This is a genomic window from Nostoc sp. 106C, from assembly GCF_002154725.1.
GTDB lineage: Bacteria > Cyanobacteriota > Cyanobacteriia > Cyanobacteriales > Nostocaceae > Aulosira.
The window spans coordinates 143,995-166,487 of sequence record NZ_MTAW01000127.1; the positions used below are offsets into that span (position 1 = coordinate 143,995).

A 22,493-nucleotide genomic window follows, 5' to 3' on the forward strand; every position below is an offset into this window, starting at 1 on the left:
ACTCTCTGAAATCCCTATGAGTAAAGAAAAATGTATTGTAAACTTTGCCTAAAAAATACCGATTTAAGAGAATCACATATTATCCCAGAAACATTTTATCAAGAAATATATGATGATTTACATAGAATGGTTGTTCTAACTTTAGAGGATACTAAACTTAAATTAATTCAAAGTGGAATTAAGGAAAAATTATTGTGTCATAATTGTGAACAAAGATTTTCTAAGTGGGAAAATTTTCTAAAAAAAGATTTAGTTGACTTTGGAAACAAGCAAAGTAAATATTTAAGATTTTCCCTTGTAGATGAAAATGTGATTAAGATCGAAGGTATTAGATATAATGAATTTAAACTTGCTATTCTGTCTATTTTATGGCGTTTATCTGTATCATCGCATCCATATTTTTATTTATATAAATTAGGTGTTTATGAGGAAAAATTAAGACATATATTATTAAACGGAATTGCCCCAGATGAAAGTATATATCCCATAAGTATCAAAAGGCACGAAATTGAAAAAGAATTTCATCCTGCTATAATAATGCAATTTCCTCCTAAAGTATTTAAACAATTAGTCACTATTAATACTTCTACTATTCCTCCTATTAAAATTCAGCAATTAGTTACTATTCAAGCTTTTACTATATGGGGACATACTTTCAAAATTATTGTCAATGACAATAATTTTTTAAAAATCAATCTAGAACGTTATCTTAGAAAATCTGGGCATTTAAATATAAAGACCCAAGAGTTAATAGAATTTATGTCTGAAGATAGCGTTTTGAAAAGAATTGATGATCAAGATGTCAATAATATATTTGAAAAAATGATTAATGAGGCAGAACATTTATCCTAATTCATTAAATTAAGATGTCAAAAAAAACTTATGTTATAAAAAACATACTATGGCTAAGTAATAGTGAGAAATAGCTTGTGATTCAGAAATACTTAAAAGAATAGTTAAATAGCAATATTTGTGGCAAAATTTTTTAAATTCTCCTGTCGCCACTTGGCATCATTTTTACGATTTGTCTGCAACTCCAAAACCCTAATTCCCTTATCTGGAAGTGGGTTTAATTTTTGCTGTAAATGCGACCAAGAAGTTATTAATTCATGCTCTACACCATAAGTGGCGCACAATTGAGCAAAATCAATATCTTGGGGAGTGCCAAAAAACTCTTCAAATGGTGGGTCGAATTTGGAAATGGGAAGCATTTCAAAAATACCGCCACCATTATTGTTGATTAACAAAATTGTCAGATGTCCGACAAATTTATTGCGGATTAAAAAACCATTGGTGTCGTGTAAAAGAGCTAAATCTCCAGTTAACATCACACTAGTTTGATGGCGATGGGCAATTCCTAAAGCTGTGGATAATGTGCCATCAATGCCGTTTGCACCTCGGTTAAAATGCGATCGCACTCCTAAATTATTCGGTTTCCAGAAAAATTCCACATCCCGCACAGGCATACTGTTGGCGATAAATAGTGGTGTTCCCGGCGGTAAACTTTGGGAAAGCAACCAAGCGGCTTTACTTTCAAATAACTCTTCCATTGTCGCCAAGGTTTGATCAACAGCTTCCCTCACTTGCATTTCTGCTGTACACCACAGTTGCAAGTAGTCAGGGAGAGATGAGGAAGATTTTTCTCCCTTATCTTCCTGTCCCCAAGTCCCCAATTCTTCAATAGAAATTCGCAGGTGAGTCGTCTTTCCGTGGAGAGGGTCGAGGTTTTGGTCGCTGGGGTCGATTACCCAGCGTCGCGGTTGTGTCCTACTTACCCAAGTACGTAGTTCTTTACTTGTGGGCATTTCTCCTACTTGAATCACCATTTCGGGTGCAAGCTGTTTTGCTAGTTGCGGATTTCGCAAAATCTGGCCGTAGGTAGAAATTAAATAAGGGTTGAAGTCGGCGTAATTTCTGATTGGGGAGAGTCCTTCTGCTAGGACAGGCCATTTCAAGGTTTGGGAAAGTTGGGCGATCGCTCTACAATAATCCTGTGGTTGCTGTGGTTGAGCAACACCAGCAATGATAATTCCGCGATCGCATTGTTGCCATTCTGAGGGAATGGGCAATGGGCAATGGGCAATGGGCAATGGGATAGTGTTTGTGACTGCTGCAAAAAATTCTTCTGGATGAAACTGTGATTCTAAATAGCTAAAATCAATTCCATCGGGAATGGGTGCTAGGGGGTCACGCAAAGGAATATTTAGATGTACTGGCCCTGCTGTGGGAGTTTGCGATTTGTCCCAGGCGTGAATTATCGTTTGCCGCAGATAAGCTAGCATTTCCATATCTGGAGAGGGTAAAGCTAACTCTGTTTGCCAGGTTGGGTAAATACCATATAATTTCAACTGATCTATCGTTTGTCCAGAGTGGCAATCTCGCAGTTCTGGTGGTCTATCAGCAGTTAACACCAACAGAGGTACGCGACTTTCTCTAGCTTCAATCACCGCAGGGTAAAAGTTTGCCCCTGCTGTACCAGATGTGCAAACAAGTACTACAGGACGACCGCTAGCTTTAGCTTGTCCCAAGGCAAAAAAAGCGGCGGAGCGTTCATCTAAAATAGAAATCGCTTCAATATCAGGCATTTGCTGGGCAAAGGCCACTGTTAGAGGTGTAGAACGGGAACCTGGACAAATGACGGCACAAGTCAACCCTAGGCGCTTTAGCGTCTCCGTCAAGATATAAGCCCAAAGTTGATTAACATTTTTACAGGCGTTCAGCATTCCAGCAAACAGAGCGATAAGTTCATCGTTAACTACTTAAGCCTATACCGCAACGCAAAAATCGTGAAGGTGAGGTGGCAGATCCAGTTAAAATCCAAAATGCAAAATTCACTGGACAAGTTTTATGGACTGCATTCATTTAACGGGAATTCGCGGCTATGGCTACACGGGGTACTTACCTGAAGAACAAGTGCTAGGACAATGGTTTGAGGTAGATGTGAGATTATGGCTGGATCTTTCGACCGCTGCTAAAACTGATGCGATCGCAGACACCATAGATTACCGCAGTGTCATTAGCTTGGTGCAAAATCTCGTGAAGACATCCAAGTTTGCTTTGGTAGAAAAGTTAGCTAGCACAATCGCAGATTCTATTCTCCAACAGTGCGATCGCGTCACACAAGTCCAAGTAACTCTCAGCAAACCCGCCGCACCTATTCCAGACTTTGGTGGCAAAATTAACATTGAAATGACACGAAATAAGCCTCATCCCTAAAGCATACTGGCACTAATTTACGAAATTTTCAATTCCAAATTTCCTACTTGAACTCCTTAGGCTCTTATCTTTCAAATTGGTATAACTCAACTACTCTGTCAAGTTTGAATTAGCAGATAAAAAGGATCTGGTGACGTGAGGATTTAAAAACACTGAAAGTCAGAAATATATAATTCATCGCGTCACCTTTCGCTTCACATCCTCAGCCTCACTACATAAAAGTTGTTTTGACAATATATTTGCAAAAATACCACAGAATATTTGCAGCTATTCCTTCTGTGATTGCTCATTGTGCCACCATATTGCTCAATATACAAAACTTAACTTTAAAATCTGTTTAAGCGGAGCTATATTCTTCCCTGATTTTCAGTCTTAGCAGTTCATACTCCGGAAAATATTAAAAAAATATTTGATACATCTAAAATATTTTTGTATTCAATTATCTATAAGCAATTTATCATTTTCATTGTAAAAACTCACTTAAAATAATGTGTATTTTGATACAAATATAAAAGTAGATTTAAGGGTTTTGTAAGCTAATTATATTAATTTTATTAAACCAATTGCTAAAAAGTGTATCCGAAAAAACTTAGTTGAAATCAAATCTATTCATTGCTTGTGAAGGCTTGGATTAATTTGAAATTACTTTTATTATGGCATTTCTTCAGTTATTAATAAAATAACTGAATGCCTTTACCTGTTACGTATATCCCGCAAATACTTGTAATTTTTATGAGTAAAGATTGCCAAATTGCCAAAATATATCTTTAGTTTTTAATAACTGTATGGCAATTTACATTTCAAAATAGTTACTTACGTTATTAACTGGATATTAACTGTATCGACAATAAAAGAATATGTTAATTAAAAACTTAGTTATTATTTTAGCTAACAACTACACAGGTAGATTATAGATTGATTATTATAGGATTATTGATTTTCAGAGTGAGTATAGACTGAAAACAAAATCTGAACCTTAGCCAACAGATTAGTCTAACATGTTCGCCCACAAAATCCTAGTTGTTGAGGATGAAAAAGTCCTAGCTTTAGATATAAGAAATAGTTTGCAGAAGCTAGGATATTTTGTTCTAGAAGTTACTGCTTCTGGTGAAGAAGCTATCAAAAAAATAGCTGAGACAAATCCACATTTAGTATTAATTGATATCTGTTTAGCTGGGGAAATCAATGGTATTGAAGTTGTGGATATTATCCAAAACCATTTCCAAATACCCGTTTTATATTTAACGGAGTATTCGGAAGATATTGAATTAAATAAAAGGCGACTAAGTGAGCCTTTTAGCTATATTCTCAAACCATGTGCTGAAAAAGACTTACATTTTGCCGTTGAAATGGCTCTTTATAAGCACCAGATGAGCAAAAAATATGAAGAAGAAAAACAGAGACTGACAGCAATTATTAACAGCATGGGCTGTGCAGTAGTAGTAACATATGCTAACGGCAGCATCCAAATGATGAATCCAGTAGCAGAAGCGCTTACAGGTTGGAGACAAGATGAAGCGTATGGGAAAGATTTGGGAGAAGTTGTAACCTTAATTGACAAAGATATGGACGAAGTAATAGATAATTTAGCCACCCAGGCAATACAAGCAGGTGAGACTTTGAGTCTACCGGATAACTGTACCTTACTGGCTAAAGATGGCAAAAAAGTACCCATTGGTGATTCTGTTGCACCTATCCGCGATGTTGACGGTAATATCAATGGTGCAGTTTTAGTTCTTCAAGATATTACTAAACGCAAACAGAACGAGGCACAACTGCTCCGCAATGCCTGTCATGATGGGCTAACAGCACTACCCAATCGAGTTTTGTTTCTCGATCGTCTTAGGCAAACAATTGAACGCAGCAAACGCCGAAATGATTATAATTTTGCAGTTTTATTTTTAGATTTAGATGGCTTTAAAGCGATTAACGATCGCTTTGGACATGCAATAGGAGATGATTTTTTAGTAGCGATCGCTCGACGCTTGGAGTCATGTTTACGTAGCGGCGATACTGTCGCCCGATTTGGTGGTGATGAATTTGCCGTACTGTTAGAAGATATCAAAGATGTTACAGACGCTACCAATGTAGCTAAGCGCATTCAAGAATCTCTAAGCGTACCACTTATCCTTCATGGTCATCAAATATCTCCCACTGCTAGCATAGGAATCGCTTTGAGTAGCGGTAGTTATGAAGAGCCACAAAATCTGCTTAGGGATGCTGATATTGCTATGTACCGTGCTAAGCGGCAAGGAAAGGCTCGTTATGGCGTATTTTGATTAATGTGAATTTTTTCTGAACCTAAATTTTCCAGATAGTTACTCAACCACAACTAAACTCTCGATTCAATTCTCGCTAGGAAAGCATTGGCATTACTAAGATACCTCTGAGCAACTTAGCTTGATTGTCAAGCCAGCTTATGTATCATAATAGTAAGCAGCAAAATCTCACAAGATTGTAAATTTATTCTTTGCTATAAATCCTATTCAAGCGAGTCTCAGAATTCTGTTATGGAAAAAACAGAAAAACAAAAAATGCTGGCAGGCGAGTTATATTTTGCAGAAGATCCAGAGTTAGTTGGTGAGAATAAGCGAGCTTGTCGTCTCCTCCGAATGTACAACGCTACAACAGAAGAACAACAACAGCAGCGACGGCAAATTTTGCAAGAATTGTTGGGAAAGTTAGGACAAAAAGCATCAATTGTGCCCCCATTTCACTGTGACTACGGCAGTAATATTTATGCAGAAGATAGATTGTATATGAACTATGGCTGTGTAATTTTAGACTGCAATACAGTTCATATTGGTGAAAATGTGATGTGCGCGCCTTATGTGCAGATATACACTGCCTACCATCCTCTAGAACCTAATATTCGACTTTCTAACAGGGAACTGGCTGCTCCAGTGAAGATTGGTAATAATGTCTGGATTGGTGGCAGTGCAATTATTTGTCCTGGGGTAACAATTGGTGACAACACTACTATTGGTGCTGGTAGTGTAGTAGTCAAAGATATACCTGCAAATGTCCTTGCTGCGGGAAACCCCTGCCGTATTATTCGACATCTATCTTAGAACTTAATTAATATAGTGCAGCATGGCAGAAATAGCTATCCAAAAAAAGAATGGAGAGCTTGTAAAATCAGCAATCTTCCTTTTACTGACTCTGCTTGATCGGGACGTGACTGGGGAGCATCTACAGGCACTCCTTAAGAGTATGTCGAATTACCTGCACTAGAAATTAACTTTTAAAATTTGTATCCTCTAGCAAGCCAGTATTGCCAGTCTGCAAGCGCTTCTTGAGTTTCGTCATCAGCATCAATAACTTCTATTTCCGATAGCCGCGCTGTAAAAACATCTTCATCTTTGCCATCGGGATACACCACTTCTACAAACATATCTTTTAAACACTCATCATCAGGTGCCATGCCCAAGACTTCGACTTGTTTTTCTTGGGGTGACGTTGATTTGCGCCCCTTCTTTGTCCACTTAGCCATAAAGGGAAAGTTAAGAGTATCGTCGAGGTAGTAGTACCAACCCATCGCCCGTTCTTCTTTGTCTTCAGCATCAACAATTATCTCGGTTTCAATCCGATGCTCTCGGGTTTTATCAAGTTCAACACTAGCCATAAGATCCAGACTTGCTTAGGGTAAATTTTCAAATATGTATACCTTTTTGGTAGTGGACTGTCAATTAGCTATATGTTGCCTCATTCAAGTACAAACTCATAAAGTTTTTGAATTTTAACTAATTTTGTGGATTTATTCAATAAAATCAGGTATTTGGGTCATTAAAGGTATATTTACAAACATTGGCAATAATTTGCACAGAACAGATAGCGCTTCTATTTGATTTGTAAACTTACTTGTAGATTTAGGAAACAGGCACTCGGACTAAAATCACGGGGAAATTTCCATAATTTACTCACTCCCCTGGAATAACGGTGTAATTTGAATTACTATTCAATTTCACTTTTTCAATTTTGATATCAATTGTGCCTGAAGCAATTAAGTCTGCTGCCTCTTGTAAAAGCTCATGCTGTTCTTGTTGAATTACCTCTAATCTCTGGGAAATTTCTGCCAATCTTTGCTGTTTATCTTGATAAATTATTTGAGAATCTCTTGATAACAATGGTGATACTTTATCAGTTGGTTGAGCATTGGTCATTTTTTGCATAGCAAAACTACCAAATTTGCTCAAAGATAGAAAACTAACTTTTATCAAAGCTTGAAGTAATTTTATTGGCACTTGCAGAATTGACCAACTAGCTGCTTCAATTAAGCGCATTATCGCTTTGATAATACTCCAAACTAGAGCTAGTATGAACACCAATATTACACAACTGATAATCGGGTGATTAGCTGCCCAACTGAGTATTTGAACTAGCTTTAAAATAAAAGGATATTGTACTAGCCAATCATTCATTGAAGAAGCGATCGCATCTTTTACAGCTACCGATGTTGTAGTCTTAATTTGATCGGCAGTTTGCAAACTTTGTTCTACAGAACCTTTAGCTTGTTCCCAAGTCGTCGTAACTGTATTAATTGCTTTATCGGAAGTTTGAGTTGCCGTTTGTGTTAAAGATTGCCCTGCTTGCTGTGCTGAGTTCGTTAAAGAGTTAACGCTTTCATTGACAAAATCTTTTGCTTGTTGCCAGCGTTGTAAAACTCCTTGAGATAAATTTATGCCTATTTGAGGTGCCATAGAACATTTCACCGGGGCTGAAATCGAACCCGCAACCCATCTTTAGGACGATTGCTAGGAATTCGCACCGACTCTAAACTTTGATTGGGTAATATTTTCCAATCATAACTACGTAGCAGATGGGCAGCAACAATTTTCATTTCCATTTTGGCAAAGGCTATGCCAATACAGATGCGTGGCCCACCACCAAAACCAATTAAACTAAAGGGATAATTCTTATTTTCTTGGCGTTTTTGGCTAAACCTGTCTGGGTCGAAACGTCCTGGCTCAGAATAAATTTTTTCTAGGCGATGAGTTACAGGAATTGAATACAACAGTTGCCAACCAGCCGGAACATGAAAGCCATGAAAATCAAACTCTTTAATTACACCACGGAAACCGCCTCCAACTGGCGGATTTAGTCTTTCAACTTCCAACAAAACCTGCTCTAAATAAGGCATTTTCCCCAATTGTTCTAAGCTTAAGTTACCTTGACTAGCAAGTTGCAATTGTTCTTCTCTAGCACGTTCCATTACCTCTGGATGACGCGCTAATTCTAGACACAACCAAGTCAGCATTGAGGTGGTAGTTTCATGTCCAGCAAAGAGTAACAATAATGCTTGGATGATGAGTTCCCTTTCACTTATGCTATTACCTTCTTCATCTCTAGCTTGAATTAACAAACTGAGAGCATCTTTAGTGGGGTTTTGCTGCCGTTCTCTGACAACCTTAGTTATATGCTGTAGAATTTGATTGCGAGCTGCTACAGCTTTCCCAAATTTAGTAAATGGTAATGGTAGCCTATTAATTGAAAAGAAACCATTTGTTAAAGCTTTAAATAACTTACTCAAGCGCACATTTTCATCACCGGGATTAGTACCCAATAATAACTGGCTAGCAATATCAAATGTCAGTTGTTTAAATTCCTCAAACCAAATAAACTCCTGTTGCTTTTGCCATTTTTGGAGATAGCTAAATGTAATAGCTTCCATTGTGGTCACATAATTTGCTAATGCTGGCCCATGTAAAGCTGGCAACATTAAGCGGCGATTTTTGCGGTGTTCCTCCCCATCTTGGAGAAAAAGAGATTCGCCTAGCAATATTTTGAAATTCTCCGGCCATCCCTCACGCCAAGAAAAATACTCCATATGCTTGGCAAGAACGAACTCAACCGCTTCTGGCCCCACCATCACTATAGTTGGTCTACCTAAAATATTAGTTCTAAAAATAGGCCCATACTGCTGATAGCGCTGGTTAACAAACCTGTATGGGTCAACAATAAAAGCAAGTGTCTCACCTAGTATAGGTAAACCAGATTTTCCGGGTGGTAGTTGAGAACTTTTCATTGTTTCAAATATTTCCTGCTAATGATCAACATTAGCAAAAACCAACACAATAGAAATAAGGGCGCGATCGCCGCACCCTTATCAATGTGGTCAGCGTAACCCTACTATGCAATTACAGTAAAATCAGTACTGGTAAGCGTTGCCTTGTTCGTTAACTGGGCTATTTTAAATTGTGCTGTACTACCAGTTCCATCTACATCAAAGAAGAGGTTACCTCCGGTGCGATCATAGATAAAGCGATCGCTTGCTGTGGTAGAAGTTGTACCAGACCTGAATAAGCTGGGATCAAGTATACCTAATGCTTGGCTCAGTCCGAATTCAGATTTGGAGATAACAATAGCATCAACTCCATGAGCAAAGTCACCGATAGTATCAAATTCACCAGTGCCATTACCAGTCAAGTAGAAGCGATCGCTACCATTACCACCTGTCAGGAAGTCGCTTCCTTTACCTCCAACTAAGATATCATCACCATTTCCACCTATTAAAGTATCATTGCCGCTATCACCATATAAGGTGTCGTTACCATTTCCGCCATCAAGGCTGTCGTTGCCGTGATTACCGTAGAGAATATCGTTGCCGTTTTCACCATTAAGGCTGTCATTTCCAAGACCACCATAGATAGTGTCGTCACCGTTACCACCTTTGAGTAAATCATCACCAGCTAAACCTCCAATCAGATCGTTTTGGTTTGTGCCTGTGAGATTATCCTTACTTAAAGTACCAAAAATTCCAGTACTAACACGGGTTACATTCAAGTTGACGGTTGCTGTCCCAGTAAGTCCTTTACCATCACTGACAGTGTAGGCAAAGTTATCACTACCAAAAAAGCCAATGTCAGGGGTATAAGTGAAGGTATTATCCTGATTCTTCACCACCGTACCGCCACTAGGATTAGTAAAGTTGCTAATACTGAGTGGATCGTTTTCTGGATCGCTATCATTCGCCAGAACATTAATTGTAACTGGCTGAATATCAGTAGTATTGGCGCTATCATTTTTAGCTACTGGTGCTTCATTGACATCATTGACAGCCAAGGTGAAGTTGGCAGTAACATCGGGACTATTGCCTACTGTGGGATCATCGACTGCAACTGTAACGTTGTAGTTAGATTTGGTTTCGTAATCTAAGTTAGTTCCAGCCTTCAAATACACAACAGAATTGTCGATTTCAAAGAAGCTGGCATCTGTACCACCTAGACTCAAGTTGTTTGTACCCAAGGCATCATCTGCGATCGCAATCTCTGCTACTTTGATGCGGCTACCAGTGTTGCTGTTTTCGTCAATGCTAGTTTTCGTGTTAGCAAAATTGATTGCTGTGGGTGCTTCATTAACATCAGTGACAGCCAAGGAGAAGCTAGTAGTAGCGTCAGGAGTATTGCCTACTGTCGGATCATCGACTGCAACTGTGATGTTGTAGCTTGATTTGGTTTCGTAATTTAAGTTAGTTCCAGCTTTCAAATATACAACAGAATTGTCGATTTCAAAGAAGCTAGCATCTGTACCACTCAGACTGAAGTTGTTTGTGCCTAAGGTATCATCTGTGATTACAATCTCTGCTACCTTGATGCGGTTGCTAGTATCACTGTTTTCATTGATGCTGCTGATTGAATTATTGAGATTAACTGCCATTGGGGGCTGGTTAGCTGGCAAGTTAAACCTTGCTACACTGGGGTCGTGGTCACTATCCTGGTCATAAAACTCAGAATTGATATGTACTACATCATACCCATCGAGTTTGCTCAACAAGTTGCTACTTACCAGGATGTGATCGAGAGTCTGGGCATTACCCTCAAAATTGTATGTGTAACGCTCATTTTGTGGCAGAGTTTCAATTAAAGCCTTCAGTCCAGCACTTTTCAGCGTATTGAGGGGGTTGGAGAACTCGAAGTCATTCAAGTCACCTGCTACAAGCACATTGGCGTTGGGATTGATTGCCAGAATATTTTGCACAAAGTTTTTCACTATTGTTGCTTGTTGCTGGCGCTGCACTTCACTGCTGAGTGTTGGTGGTTGATTCGGCCCGTATAGAGGTTGGTCACCACCTTTGGAGTTAAAGTGATTCCCAATGACATATACAGTCTGACCGTTGAAAATAAATTCACCAACTAACGGCTTACGGCTGCTGTTGAAAGCGGGGTTTGTGGGGTCAACTAGACCAGGGCTAGCAGAAAATGTGGGATTACCTTCGATGTTGGTAACTGTAGTGTTGGAAGTGGAAGTACCACCAGGACGGTCTACAAAGCTGACGCGATTGGGATTAAATAAGAAACCCACGCGGATATTACCACCAGGTTCACCGCCATTAGTATCGTCTACAGGATTAATTTGTCGATATTGATATGTGGGACCACCAGCAGATGCGATCGCATTAATTAATGTTTGGTAAGTAACGCTGGCATCAACTACGCTATCATTCGTTGCCCCATTATTGTCTTGAATTTCCTCCAGAGAAATGATATCTGGAGATTTCAAGTTATTCACAATCCTACTGGCCAAGTTGTTGAACTTGGTAGCACCATCACCAGGATCGAGGTTTTCAACGTTGAAGGTAGCAACCGTTAGTTGGCTAGTTGTGGGAGTTAAATTCGTGACTTCTTTTTGAATCGTACTGTTCTGTACTACTGTAGGAGCAGTCGAGACTAATACTTCATAGTTACTAAAGTCGTAGTTAACTACACCAACAACAGTGCTAAGTTGCGTACCAACATTAACATCAGGTAGCACTAAGGCATTGTTGAGATCGTCGATCTGAATCCGCTCAGGATTGAAGTCTGAGGCACTAATTAGGCTACCACCGCGAGCTGTGCGCCCAGTGGCATTTGCGCCGTTGTCTGCTAATATCCAAATTTCCTGCGATCCTGCCCCAAAGTTTGCAGTGGGTGAAGTAGCGATCGGGTTATTGATTTGCACTCGCATTCCTTCTAAACTTTCATAGAAGTCAATGCCATCACTAGCTGGATCGAATGTGCCAGTAGTTTCTACATTTGTGGCATCGTTTTCAATTACGGTTGTGGGGATGGTACGACCACCATTACCTAGAATGGTAGCAGCAGGCAAGGCATTACCAGAAGATAACTTATTAATTGTGGGATTGATAATTTCAGTGGTAGTCAGGTTGTTAGCGTTGTTACCAGGACGGAATTCAGAAACCTTACCACTCACCTGGATGTAATCGCCTACTGCAACTGTGGGAGCGGAACTAGTAAAGACAAAGATGCCTTCCGAAGTGCGATCGTCGTTATCGGGGTTGGGGTCTTGTAAGTAAAATCCGTTGCTAGCTAGCGCAGTAACAATACCTGGTACGTTGGTGACGTTTTGTCCTTCCAAGGGAGAGCGATGGGCAGCACCTTGGATGTCATGGATACGGGCACTGGGTATAGCATCATCATTGACAATTGTCAAGACTGCTTGGGACTGCTTCGTACCAATAACTGTGCTAGCACTGGGATTAGCTAAACTTAGGTTAACGGTTTCGTTGGCTTCCGGTGTGAAATCTCCAGCAATGGGAATCTGCACATCCTTGTACGTCTCACCGGGGTTGAACGTAACTGTAATTGGCGTGTTGTTATAATCAATTGCCGCGTTATAGGTATCCGGGTTGAAGATTGCTAGTAGCTGTCCCCCTTCTACTTGCGATGTTGTAATGCCCGTAGTGTAGTGGGCTTGGTCAGAAGTCAAGAACCAACCAGGCCCTAGAATGTCTTGAACATCAATAATTCCAGAAGATTCTTCATCATTATTGAATGGTGAAGTTGCAGCAACACCAATATCTCCAAAACGAGCAGGATCGTGTTTTGCAATCTGCTTTAGGGTGTCTGTGGCAATGTCATACTGCCAAATCTTGCCATTGTGAGCTGCACCACCCACATCTTCTTGCAGCAAGATGTGACCGTACTTATCAATGGTAATGTTGTCAAACATATTGACTTTTACGCCATTGACTGTATCACCATCAACTAGCAGGTCAATCGTCCCCCCAGCATCTGGGTTGGTAATATCGTCGAAGGTCAAGCGCCACAGACGGGTCTGGCCAATCTGAGTCCCTACTCCATCCGATACCTGGTCAATGCGATCGGTGGTGGCGAAGAAATATTGGCGAGGATCGAGGGGGTTCCATGCGCCGTCTTCGGGGCGGGAGAATGTCGTTGAGGCAGTGCTGCTGAGGGTAAATCGAGTGCCATTCGTGATATTGGTGGCACGAGTCGTGGCATTAGCAATTTCCGCAGAGTTACCCGCAACGCTGATGAACTTAAGGATGCCATTGGTAAGACCAGCTTTGTCAACCTCGGTACCCGTACTTTGCTTCGTACCGACATAAACGGCAACTGCATTATTCATAATGCCAGTACCGCCATCGTTGTTGCCAATTACGATAGTTTTGTCTTGAGCATAGGGATTGGCAAGGGCATTTTCCCAAGCCCCGACACCTGTCAAACCAGAACTATTGGTAGTGAGATTAAATTTGCCGAGAACGTAGGCTTTCCCCGCATCAGCTCCGGTGACAACCGTAGCAAATTGATAACCTGTCGCACCGCCTTCTTCCCCATTCATGAAAATTCGCGCTTGAGACCCAAGTCCTGTGTTGGGGTTGTAGAAAGCTGTGACAGCGGGGAGGTCAGCAGAGCAAAAGCGGTTGATTGCCAGGGTGATGGGAGCAGTAGTATCCAGACTTTGAGTAGTGGAGTTCCAGCCATAGATTTGCTTGATCAAATCTTCACCAGAGACGACTTGGAGAGTACTCTTATCAATGACAAACTTGGAAACATAAGCACCTTTTGCACCATGATCTCGCACTACGCCATTCGTGTTCCCTAACTCATGGTTCATTAGCACGGTAAAGGTGCCGTCGCCATTGTCGAAAGCTCCCAGACCATCAGGAATACCGTCCATCCCGTAGGTGCCACCGCCCACTTTAGGTACGGTGTCGTCGGGTTTAGTTCCTGTGTTGTCTGTGGTGAGAAGGGATATCACCTTTACACCTGATGCGACAGGGAGGATGTAAGGGGTTGAGCCAGTGCTAGGCCCTTGAACGGTACTTTGCACAGGAGCAGAAAGACCACTCCCTGTTGCCGTACCGTCACTCAGTTTCAGTTGCACACTATCTGTGCCAGATAGATCGCCACGACGGATAATTCGCACTGTTGCGTTTGTCGAGAAGCCAGGGGTATTGCCTTCAGTGACGCTGTAGTTTGTGGTGCTGAAGTCAAATACAGGGGTGAGATCCAATGCTCCTGCTTGGGTTTTAAAGGAGTAGATGTAGCTAGGAAATAAGGTAGCACCCGAACTTGGTGGAGCCGAGTCAATTGCCTGCTGGGTGTAATCTGTGTAAACGTCAAATTGAACGTTGCTACCGTTTTGAGTAACGCTGAAGTCGTTATCTGTAGCTACCAGTAAGGCAAAGGAACCATCTGCTAGTTGCGGCCCGATCGCTAATCCTTCTATTTTCTCTGGTACTGTTTGCCCAGCACCTTGAATAGCTCCCGCAATGTCTAAAAACAGGGACTTGCTGACAGGAGTTACACCAGTAGGTAATATGTTAGTTCCCGCCAGAGAAATACCACTAACGTCAGTTGCACCTGTTAGATCAATTTGATAAATGCGCTTTGACCCAATGGGTAAATTGCTTGCTGGATCTACGCCCACACCCCGGTTATCTCTCTCTAATACCAGCAGTTGGGTGTTATTGAGGGCGACGAGAGAACTAATACCAATGTTGCGACCTTGAGCTGTTGCACCAAAATCGTTGGTAGTTCCGGGAATGCGATCGTTGATAGCGCTCAGGCTTTCCAACTGATAGATATACTGAGCATCACTCTGACCAGTGGCAACATCATAACGGACAATGCGCACATTGCGACTAGAGCGTCCATTTGCTGAGCCTTCTTCTTGCAGAGGATCTTGGAATACGGCAAATAGCTTAGTACCATCAGGGCTGATTGCTAATCCTTCATAGCCTCGGTTATCCTGACGACCTGTAGTAGAAGCAACATCTGCTGCATAGTAAGGAGACCCACTTAATTTAGGAATCACATTACTGGGTGGCGTAAATGCCCGGACAAACTTTCCCGTTGATTCAAATTCGTAGATCGAAGGCCCGTACTCATCGGAGACAAAGAAGTTACCATTAGCACCAACAACAAACCCCTCTGGGTCTTGACTTTCCGCTAAAAGGCTGCCATTATTGCCATCTGCCAGTTGTTTGGAGTTCAACCCATTAAACGGTGTATCCGTTGTATAAGTTACACCATTTAAAGTAGTACCAGCAGGAATATAGAAGGGAATGGTTTGTACAACCTGGAAACCAGAGGCAGCACCAGTATTGGGGTCAATAGTTAAGGCAATTTTTTCTACCCGTGTTTGGTAAGGAATTGTACCGCCACCAGGCCCCCGATCTACCAGTCCGTAGTAGAATCCGGTGCGGTAGTCGTAGAAGAAGTCAGAACCAAAACCACCTAGACGGTTGATATTTGCTCCCCCAGTACCGCCATTTAGGGGAAACAGATCGGTAGCATTTCCCGGAACAGTAATCGTAGTCACGAGACTGGCATTTCCAGAGGCAACAGTAGTAGTAATGCTACCTGCTGTATTGTTAGCTTCATTACTTTCAGTAATAGTGTTACTAGGGTCAACTACTGCTGTTCCACTAGTCAGGGTTCCTGCTGCTTTTGTCTGAACAGTCACAGTCAATAAGGCGCTGCTGCCTGCATTGATACTACCGCCCGTAAATTTAACTACACCATTTGACTGATTAACGGTAAATCCCGTACCTGCGGCGCTAACAAAATTTACTCCAGTAGGCAAAGTGTACTGTACGTCTACACCGCTGGCATTAGCATTACCCGTATTTGTCACACTTAATGTGTAGGTTAAAGCACCACCTATTGCAACTGGATCGGGTGAGTCTGTCTGGCTAATGGTGAGATCCGGTTGACCAGTTGGTGTACTAGCTAGTGTAATGCTGGAAACTTTATCGCTGGCAGTGCCTAAAGTCCAGGTACGTGGAGTGGTGAAGGTATTGGTGGTGGGATCGTAAGTACCCGTTGCTGTAATTACCTGATCGGCAGCAGGATCGCTAGCCAGGAAACTGTTGTTCTGAAGTTTACCACCACTATAGCGATCGTTTACAGGTAATTCGTAGCCTGCGGTTCCACTACTAACCACCGCCGAACCCGCACCTGTACCGAAAAACAGAGCATCAACGGGAACTGTGGAATTAGTGATGGTATTGATATCGGCTGCAAACACTACAACAGCATCAGCATTAGCTCCACCATTACCCAGTACGCCGCCAAGGCTAGCACTACCAAAGCGATCGCCTGCCGTTGTTCCAGTATTAATTGTACGTAACTTTGTCCCCGTTGGTGTCATTGAGGAACCACCAACATAAACTACATCACCTGCTTTTACCGTACCGCTAGTAATGTTAAAGCCGTAAGTTATTGCACCACCAGCAATCCAACCGTTGGTAGTAGCAGTACCATTATTGGCAAAAACAACACTATAGGGAGTAACAGAAAAATCAATGTTTTGGGTAGCGATTAACTCTACATACTCAAAAGGTGAATCGTTACCGTTGGGGTTAGTTAAAATTTCCGAAATCAGTAAACCAGGGTTTGAAGCCATAGGTAATTTTGGATTTTTTGCAGATAGGTTTTAACCTGTTTTTAGTTGGAATACCTCATCGAGGTAAAACCACTGGACAGATTTTTTAAATTGCGATCGCTATCAGCTAAACTGGGAAACTAAATGTTGAAGAGAAAGTAATAATTTTTGATAAATATTCTTCAATTCCTCCATTTTTCAGTAGAGTTATTGCTCGCTGTCTCATCCCTTTTTTTAATAAATGGCTACAGTGGAAAGTTTCTAAATCTGAAATAAATGGAATTGAAATTTATTACTCAGAATCTCTTCAAGTCATGATAAATTAACCTCTTTATCAAAACAGGTTTGTCCACATTTAGAATTCTTTTATTCAGCAGTTAAATTTAGCGTTCAGCAATTTTGCTCGTGTAAATAGTCACTCGAAATTTACTGAATTCAGGTTAAGAAAAGACTATGAATAGGTAAATTCACTAAAGCTTTACAAATATCTAAATCAATTAAAAATACTAGTAATAATTATTTAGAAAATAAAAATTAAAAAGGAAGCAGCCAGCCTCTACTTAAAAGTGTAGCCGGAAACTTTCTGCCTCCCATCAAAAGCTATATTACACCTAAATAATTTGTGAAATCTGACATCAAGGCTGATTAATTGTTGACTGTTAACAGTCAACAGCCAAAACTGATAGTTTTCACAAATAAAATAGAATTGCTGTAAACAACAATTAATTAAACAAATCTAAATCAGTTACCGCACCGAGACTACTAGAAGCTACCAATTTGGCATATTTAGCTAGTACACCTTTGGTATAACGAGGTGCAGGCGGTTGCCAATTGACACGACGACGAGTTAATTCTTCATCGGATATGTTCAACTGTAATAGACGAGCATGAGCATCGATTGTGATGCTATCACCTTCTTCAACGAGAGCGATCGCACCCCCAACAGCAGCCTCCGGTGCAACGTGACCAACTACCATACCGTAAGTACCACCGGAGAAACGTCCATCGGTAATCAATCCCACAGAATCACCTAATCCAGCACCGATAAGTGCTGAGGTGGGAGCCAGCATTTCCCGCATACCAGGACCACCTTTTGGCCCTTCATAGCGGATGACAAGCACATCACCAGCTTGAATCTTACCTGCAAGAATTGCATCTAAACAGGATTCTTCAGATTCAAAGACTCTTGCAGGGCCAGTAATTGTGGGCTTTTTCACACCAGTAATTTTGGCTACAGCCCCTTCCGTTGCTAGATTGCCTTTAAGAATCGCTAAGTGTCCTTGAGCATACATTGGATTATTCCAAGGACGAATCACATCTTGGTTAGCAGGTGGTTCTTCTGGTACATCTGCTAATATCTCTGCAATTGTTTGACCGCTTATTGTCACGCAATCTGGGTGTAACAAACCATGCACAAGTAGCATTTTCATCACTTGGGGAATGCCACCAGCTTTATGCAAGTCTGTAGCCACATACCTACCACTTGGTTTTAAATCACACAAAACTGGAACTCTGCCACGAATAACTTCAAAGTCATCTAATGTTAGTTCTACATCGGCAGCACGAGCGATCGCCAGAAAATGCAACACTGCATTTGTTGAACCACCCACTGCCATAATTACAGAAATGGCATTTTCGATAGATTGGCGGGTGATAATCTGGCGGGGCAAAAGTTGTTTACGAATCGCCTCTACTAAAACGAATGCCGATTTTTCTGTACTGTCAGCTTTTTCTGCATCTTCAGCTGCCATTGTGGAAGAATAAGGTAAACTCATCCCCATTGCTTCAAAAGCAGAAGACATGGTGTTAGCTGTGTACATGCCACCGCAAGAACCAGCACCAGGACAAGCATGGCGTTCGACTTCTATTAGTTCATTCTCGTCAATTTTGCCAGCGCTGTATTGACCTACAGCTTCAAAAGAACTGACAACAGTTAGATCGCGACCGTTGTAGTGTCCGGGTTTAATTGTACCACCGTAAACAAAAATAGCTGGGATATTCATGCGTGCGATCGCCAACATAGCCCCTGGCATATTTTTATCACAACCGCCAATCGCCAGCACACCATCCATACTTTGCCCAGTACAGGCGGTTTCAATCGAATCTGCAATTACTTCTCGCGAAACCAGGGAATATTTCATCCCTTCAGTTCCCATCGAAATGCCATCACTAATAGTAATTGTGCCGAACAGTTGCGGCATTGCTCCAGCACTTTTAACAGCAACTTCTGCTCTTTGCGCGAGTTGGTTTATGCCCATATTACAGGGAGTGATTGTACTGTAACCATTGGCAATACCAACAATGGCTTTATTGAAATCCTCATCCTGAAACCCAACTGCTCGCAGCATAGCGCGGTTAGGCGATCGCTGCACCCCTTGTGTGACAACTTTACTTCTAAGATTCTCTGACATTGTTTTTTCACCCATTGCTCTAGCATCGAGCAAATCTCTGTAGGAGTATCATAGGTATACTTTATTTGATATGTCCAATATATATTTATTTAAAATTGAGATTTATAAAGTATTAAAAATTATGGAACTACGACATCTGCGCTACTTTATTGCTGTAGCTGAGGAACTACATTTCAGTAAAGCCGCAGAAAGACTGCATATAGCTCAACCGCCTCTTAGCCAACAAATTCAGCAACTAGAAGCAGAACTAGGAGTAGAGCTTTTTCATCGCAAAACTAAGCGACAAGTACAGCTAACAGAGGCTGGTAAAGTCTTTTTAAAAGAGGCTTATCAACTACTGTTGCAACTAGAAACAGCAATAGCACTGACTCAAAGGACTGGAAGAGGTGAAACAGGTCAACTGAGAATAGGATTTACTAGTTTGGTAATTTACGACCTATTACCCTTGATTTTGCGACAATTTCGCGAGCAATTTCTAGAAGTAGAACTAGTCCTACTGGAGTTAACTACAAGTCAACAAGAGCAAGCACTGAGAGATTCCCTAATTCATGTGGGTTTTGCTCATCCGCCCTTGGAAGATGACACAATATCTTACCAGTGTATTCACAGAGAAACCTTAGTTGTGGCTTTGTCTTCAACTCATTCATTGGCTCAAAAAGAACACATCTGTGTGCGATCGCTCCTAAATGAACCTTTAATTATGTTTCCCCGCTATCTAGCACCAGGACTTTACGATCGCATTATGAGTCTTTTTCAGCAGGAAAATTTTAAACCTCACATTACTCAAGAAGCGATTCAAATGCAAACAATTATTGGACTAGTATCGGCTGGAATGGGTGTAGCGATAACACCATATTCTCTACAGAATCTTCAAAGGTCTGGTGTAGTTTATCGTCCTCTACTAACAGAAGTACCTGTAATAGAAACTGCTGTAATTTGGCAGCAAAGCAGTTTAACGCCTATTGTAGAGAATTTTTTACAATTAACTCGAAAGTTTATTTAATCCTTAATAAAATACTGATAATTGGCACAATTTAAATATCTAGATTATTTAGGGAATAAATAAATTGCCCTACAGTAACGTGAATACTATATTAATGATATAGGCAAAATTTTAGGAATTTTATCGAGTATTTTCACAGAAGAAGTATTGTAATATGCTTGTAAAGTCAACGCCTGCTGAACAAAGAACGGTGCTATATAACGTAAGTTGGGAAACTTTTGAAGCCTTATTGAGAGATACAGGTGAGGACAGAGGTTCTAGATTTGCTTATGACTGCGGCACTTTAGAAATTATGATCCCACTGTTTGAACATGAAAATCCCAAAATTCAATTTGACCACTTTATTTTAGTTATAGTAGAAGAATTAGGAATAGAAATTAAAAGTGCTGGTTCTACAACATTGAAAAGTCGATTAGCAAATCGAGGTATAGAACCAGACAATTGCTACTATATACAAAATGAATCGAGAGTCAGGGGAAAGGAAACACTAAATTTAGAAACTGATCCACCACCTGACTTAGCAATTGAAATTGATATTACCAGTAGTTCAGTCAACAAATTCAGGATTTATTCAGCACTGGGTATACCTGAACTCTGGAGATATGACGGGCAAGATTTAAAATTTTATCATTTGTTAGATGGACAATATATCGAGTGTGAATTTAGTATTGCTTTCCCCCTAGTATCTGTGAACGATATCAGCAGATTCATTCAGCAAAGCAAAACTATGGGCGAAATTGCTTTGTTAAAATCCTTTCGTGCCTGGGTGCGGAGTAAGATTAAATAGACTTAATATTTATAGCTTTTGTATTTACCATATTTATGAATTACTTTTACTTATAAAGCACAGGTAAATTTCCTTTCTAAAATACTTGTCAATAATTTATGAGTCACTATCACAACTTTGAGATATTGATTTAAGCGCAGATGGCTCTGTAGCAAATTCCATGATAACATCCCATTTTTCGAGTAACTTCTCAAGTATTATATAGCGGCACTTTTGATCGAGCTTAAGATTTTTAAAAGTAGGTCTTGTTAGTTCTTTCTTGACTTTATTAATTCGTGATTCTGGAACAACTAAGTAAAGTGGAAAATTTAAGTTTGGACAAAGCGTGACTAAATCTGCCATTCTTAGCAAACCTGAGTAAATAGGTGTTGTAATTTCAATCTCGAAAGCCGCAGCTATTTGATTACCACTACTCAGCCAAACTACATCGATATACTCAACTGTTTGTCTTGCTTCATTACCCATTCCTAGTGACGGAAAGGAATCTATGCTCAAGCTTCCTAATTTTTCATTTTCCCAAATACGGGAGCGATCGTGAAAATCAATCCATACCGAACCACAAAGCTGCTTTCCTAACTTAGCTAATACCCACTGTGTTTGCGTATGTTGTGTTTCGGTAAAATTTCTAATATTGCTTTCAATATCGTTAATTATTTTGACATCAGCATTGATACTTTTTCTGTGCAATATTTTTTGGGTATTCCTAATCATTTTAACAGCAGCATTGACGCTTTTTTCATTCAAAAATTTTCGTAATGTCTCTGCTTTGTCAATATTGCCAATTAGAAATGCTTCATCAATTGCTGAAATAACTTTACATGCGTGTTCATAATTTACTCCACTTCCCAAGCCAACTTTCTTCGCTATTACATCTCTAGTACTTCCTACACCTAATCCTTTTCTTCCTATACGTTTTCGTGATTTTGCTCGCTCAATAGCTTCCCACATTAACCCTTCTCGGCATTTTTGCTCTATAGTCTTTTCTCGGCTAGCATTCTCTAATAGTAAAGCTTCTAATTCGGCAGTTTCATCAGTAAATTCTTTTTCTTCAACTAAAACTGTTTCCCATCCTAAAAATAAAATTGCTTTCCAACGCCTATGTCCACTAATTATCGTACCCTCTGGTGTAACAATCAGCGGTTTTCTTAACCCATATTTCTCAATGAGTTCAGCTAATTCTTTGATATCTTCATCACCATAAATACCCTCATTTTTTGGATGTGGATGAAGTTCAACAACTTTCCGTTTTTTAAGTATAATTTCTACCATTTATTTTAAATATAATTTTATATATTAATATACATAATATGGTACGATAATCCATTTTGTCAGTAGTACTATAGCGTTTCCTGTTTACTGAAGTACAAGTTTATCTGTGTTCATTTGTAATTAACCTGAGTTCGGGTTAAAGTGTTTGAGATAAAAGCCACTCCATCTGAAGGCTTGG

General features: G+C 40.4%; 13 protein-coding genes. 6 read left to right on the forward strand and 7 right to left on the reverse strand.

Annotation, left to right across the window (positions count from 1 at the left end; all coding sequences use genetic code 11):
• The first annotated feature begins 30 nt into the window (after positions 1-30).
• Entirely contained in the window at positions 31-852 is an 822-nt protein-coding gene (locus BV375_RS19450; protein WP_086763304.1) for a hypothetical protein, read from the forward strand.
• A gap of 104 nt (positions 853-956) precedes the next feature.
• Here the strand turns inward: BV375_RS19450 and menD are convergent, their stop codons facing one another.
• Positions 957-2,723, reverse strand: coding sequence for a 2-succinyl-5-enolpyruvyl-6-hydroxy-3-cyclohexene-1-carboxylic-acid synthase (gene menD, locus BV375_RS19455; protein WP_086763306.1), 1,767 nt, complete (start codon positions 2,721-2,723; stop codon positions 957-959).
• Between the two features lie 124 nt (positions 2,724-2,847).
• Here menD and folB point away from each other — a divergent pair, with 124 nt between their 5' ends.
• The 3 genes from folB to BV375_RS19470 all read left to right on the forward strand — a co-directional run bounded on the left by folB (position 2,848) and on the right by BV375_RS19470 (position 6,287).
• A complete protein-coding gene (folB, locus tag BV375_RS19460; RefSeq protein WP_086763308.1) occupies positions 2,848-3,216 on the forward strand; it encodes a dihydroneopterin aldolase in 369 nt (122 codons plus the stop codon).
• 998 nt (positions 3,217-4,214) lie between these two features.
• Positions 4,215-5,495 carry a diguanylate cyclase gene (locus BV375_RS19465; RefSeq protein WP_086763310.1) on the forward strand — a complete coding sequence of 427 codons (1,281 nt, stop codon included), beginning with the start codon at positions 4,215-4,217 and terminating at the stop codon, positions 5,493-5,495.
• Between the two features lie 231 nt (positions 5,496-5,726).
• On the forward strand, positions 5,727-6,287 hold the full coding sequence (locus tag BV375_RS19470) for a sugar O-acetyltransferase (protein WP_086763312.1): 561 nt from the start codon (positions 5,727-5,729) through the stop codon (positions 6,285-6,287).
• A gap of 173 nt (positions 6,288-6,460) precedes the next feature.
• On the opposite strand, the gene BV375_RS19475 is transcribed toward BV375_RS19470, so the two are convergent.
• The 5 genes from BV375_RS19475 to ilvD all read right to left on the reverse strand — a co-directional run bounded on the left by BV375_RS19475 (position 6,461) and on the right by ilvD (position 19,256).
• Complete coding sequence (locus tag BV375_RS19475; protein ID WP_086763314.1) at positions 6,461-6,841, reverse strand: calcium-binding protein; 381 nt, start codon at positions 6,839-6,841, stop codon at positions 6,461-6,463.
• Between the two features lie 295 nt (positions 6,842-7,136).
• A complete protein-coding gene (locus tag BV375_RS19480) occupies positions 7,137-7,916 on the reverse strand; it encodes a hypothetical protein (RefSeq protein WP_086763316.1) in 780 nt (259 codons plus the stop codon).
• Between the two features lie 8 nt (positions 7,917-7,924).
• Complete coding sequence (locus tag BV375_RS19485; protein WP_086763318.1) at positions 7,925-9,241, reverse strand: cytochrome P450; 1,317 nt, start codon at positions 9,239-9,241, stop codon at positions 7,925-7,927.
• Between the two features lie 104 nt (positions 9,242-9,345).
• Positions 9,346-16,866, reverse strand: a complete 7,521-nt coding sequence (locus BV375_RS38220) for an esterase-like activity of phytase family protein (protein WP_279432939.1) — start codon at positions 16,864-16,866, stop codon at positions 9,346-9,348.
• A 701-nt stretch (positions 16,867-17,567) separates the two neighbouring features.
• Entirely contained in the window at positions 17,568-19,256 is a 1,689-nt protein-coding gene (ilvD, locus tag BV375_RS19505; RefSeq protein WP_086763340.1) for a dihydroxy-acid dehydratase, read from the reverse strand.
• Positions 19,257-19,377: 121 nt separating this feature from the next.
• Between ilvD and BV375_RS19510 the strand changes: the two genes are divergently transcribed.
• Together BV375_RS19510 and BV375_RS19515 are read left to right on the forward strand one after the other, a co-directional pair.
• Positions 19,378-20,259, forward strand: coding sequence for a LysR substrate-binding domain-containing protein (locus BV375_RS19510; protein WP_086763342.1), 882 nt, complete (start codon positions 19,378-19,380; stop codon positions 20,257-20,259).
• A 154-nt stretch (positions 20,260-20,413) separates the two neighbouring features.
• Complete coding sequence (locus tag BV375_RS19515; RefSeq protein WP_086763320.1) at positions 20,414-21,046, forward strand: Uma2 family endonuclease; 633 nt, start codon at positions 20,414-20,416, stop codon at positions 21,044-21,046.
• Between the two features lie 96 nt (positions 21,047-21,142).
• Here the strand turns inward: BV375_RS19515 and BV375_RS19520 are convergent, their stop codons facing one another.
• Complete coding sequence (locus BV375_RS19520; protein WP_086763322.1) at positions 21,143-22,315, reverse strand: ParB N-terminal domain-containing protein; 1,173 nt, start codon at positions 22,313-22,315, stop codon at positions 21,143-21,145.
• Positions 22,316-22,493: the final 178 nt, after the last annotated feature.

Coding starts and splice junctions, on each gene's coding strand:
- BV375_RS19450 (WP_086763304.1), top strand. CDS start 31: ATGTATTGTAAACTTTGCCTAAAAAATACCGATTTAAGAGAATCACAT.
- menD (WP_086763306.1), bottom strand. CDS start 2,723: ATGCTGAACGCCTGTAAAAATGTTAATCAACTTTGGGCTTATATCTTG.
- folB (WP_086763308.1), top strand. CDS start 2,848: ATGGACTGCATTCATTTAACGGGAATTCGCGGCTATGGCTACACGGGG.
- BV375_RS19465 (WP_086763310.1), top strand. CDS start 4,215: ATGTTCGCCCACAAAATCCTAGTTGTTGAGGATGAAAAAGTCCTAGCT.
- BV375_RS19470 (WP_086763312.1), top strand. CDS start 5,727: ATGGAAAAAACAGAAAAACAAAAAATGCTGGCAGGCGAGTTATATTTT.
- BV375_RS19475 (WP_086763314.1), bottom strand. CDS start 6,841: ATGGCTAGTGTTGAACTTGATAAAACCCGAGAGCATCGGATTGAAACC.
- BV375_RS19480 (WP_086763316.1), bottom strand. CDS start 7,916: ATGGCACCTCAAATAGGCATAAATTTATCTCAAGGAGTTTTACAACGC.
- BV375_RS19485 (WP_086763318.1), bottom strand. CDS start 9,241: ATGAAAAGTTCTCAACTACCACCCGGAAAATCTGGTTTACCTATACTA.
- BV375_RS38220 (WP_279432939.1), bottom strand. CDS start 16,866: ATGGCTTCAAACCCTGGTTTACTGATTTCGGAAATTTTAACTAACCCC.
- ilvD (WP_086763340.1), bottom strand. CDS start 19,256: ATGTCAGAGAATCTTAGAAGTAAAGTTGTCACACAAGGGGTGCAGCGA.
- BV375_RS19510 (WP_086763342.1), top strand. CDS start 19,378: ATGGAACTACGACATCTGCGCTACTTTATTGCTGTAGCTGAGGAACTA.
- BV375_RS19515 (WP_086763320.1), top strand. CDS start 20,414: ATGCTTGTAAAGTCAACGCCTGCTGAACAAAGAACGGTGCTATATAAC.
- BV375_RS19520 (WP_086763322.1), bottom strand. CDS start 22,315: ATGGTAGAAATTATACTTAAAAAACGGAAAGTTGTTGAACTTCATCCA.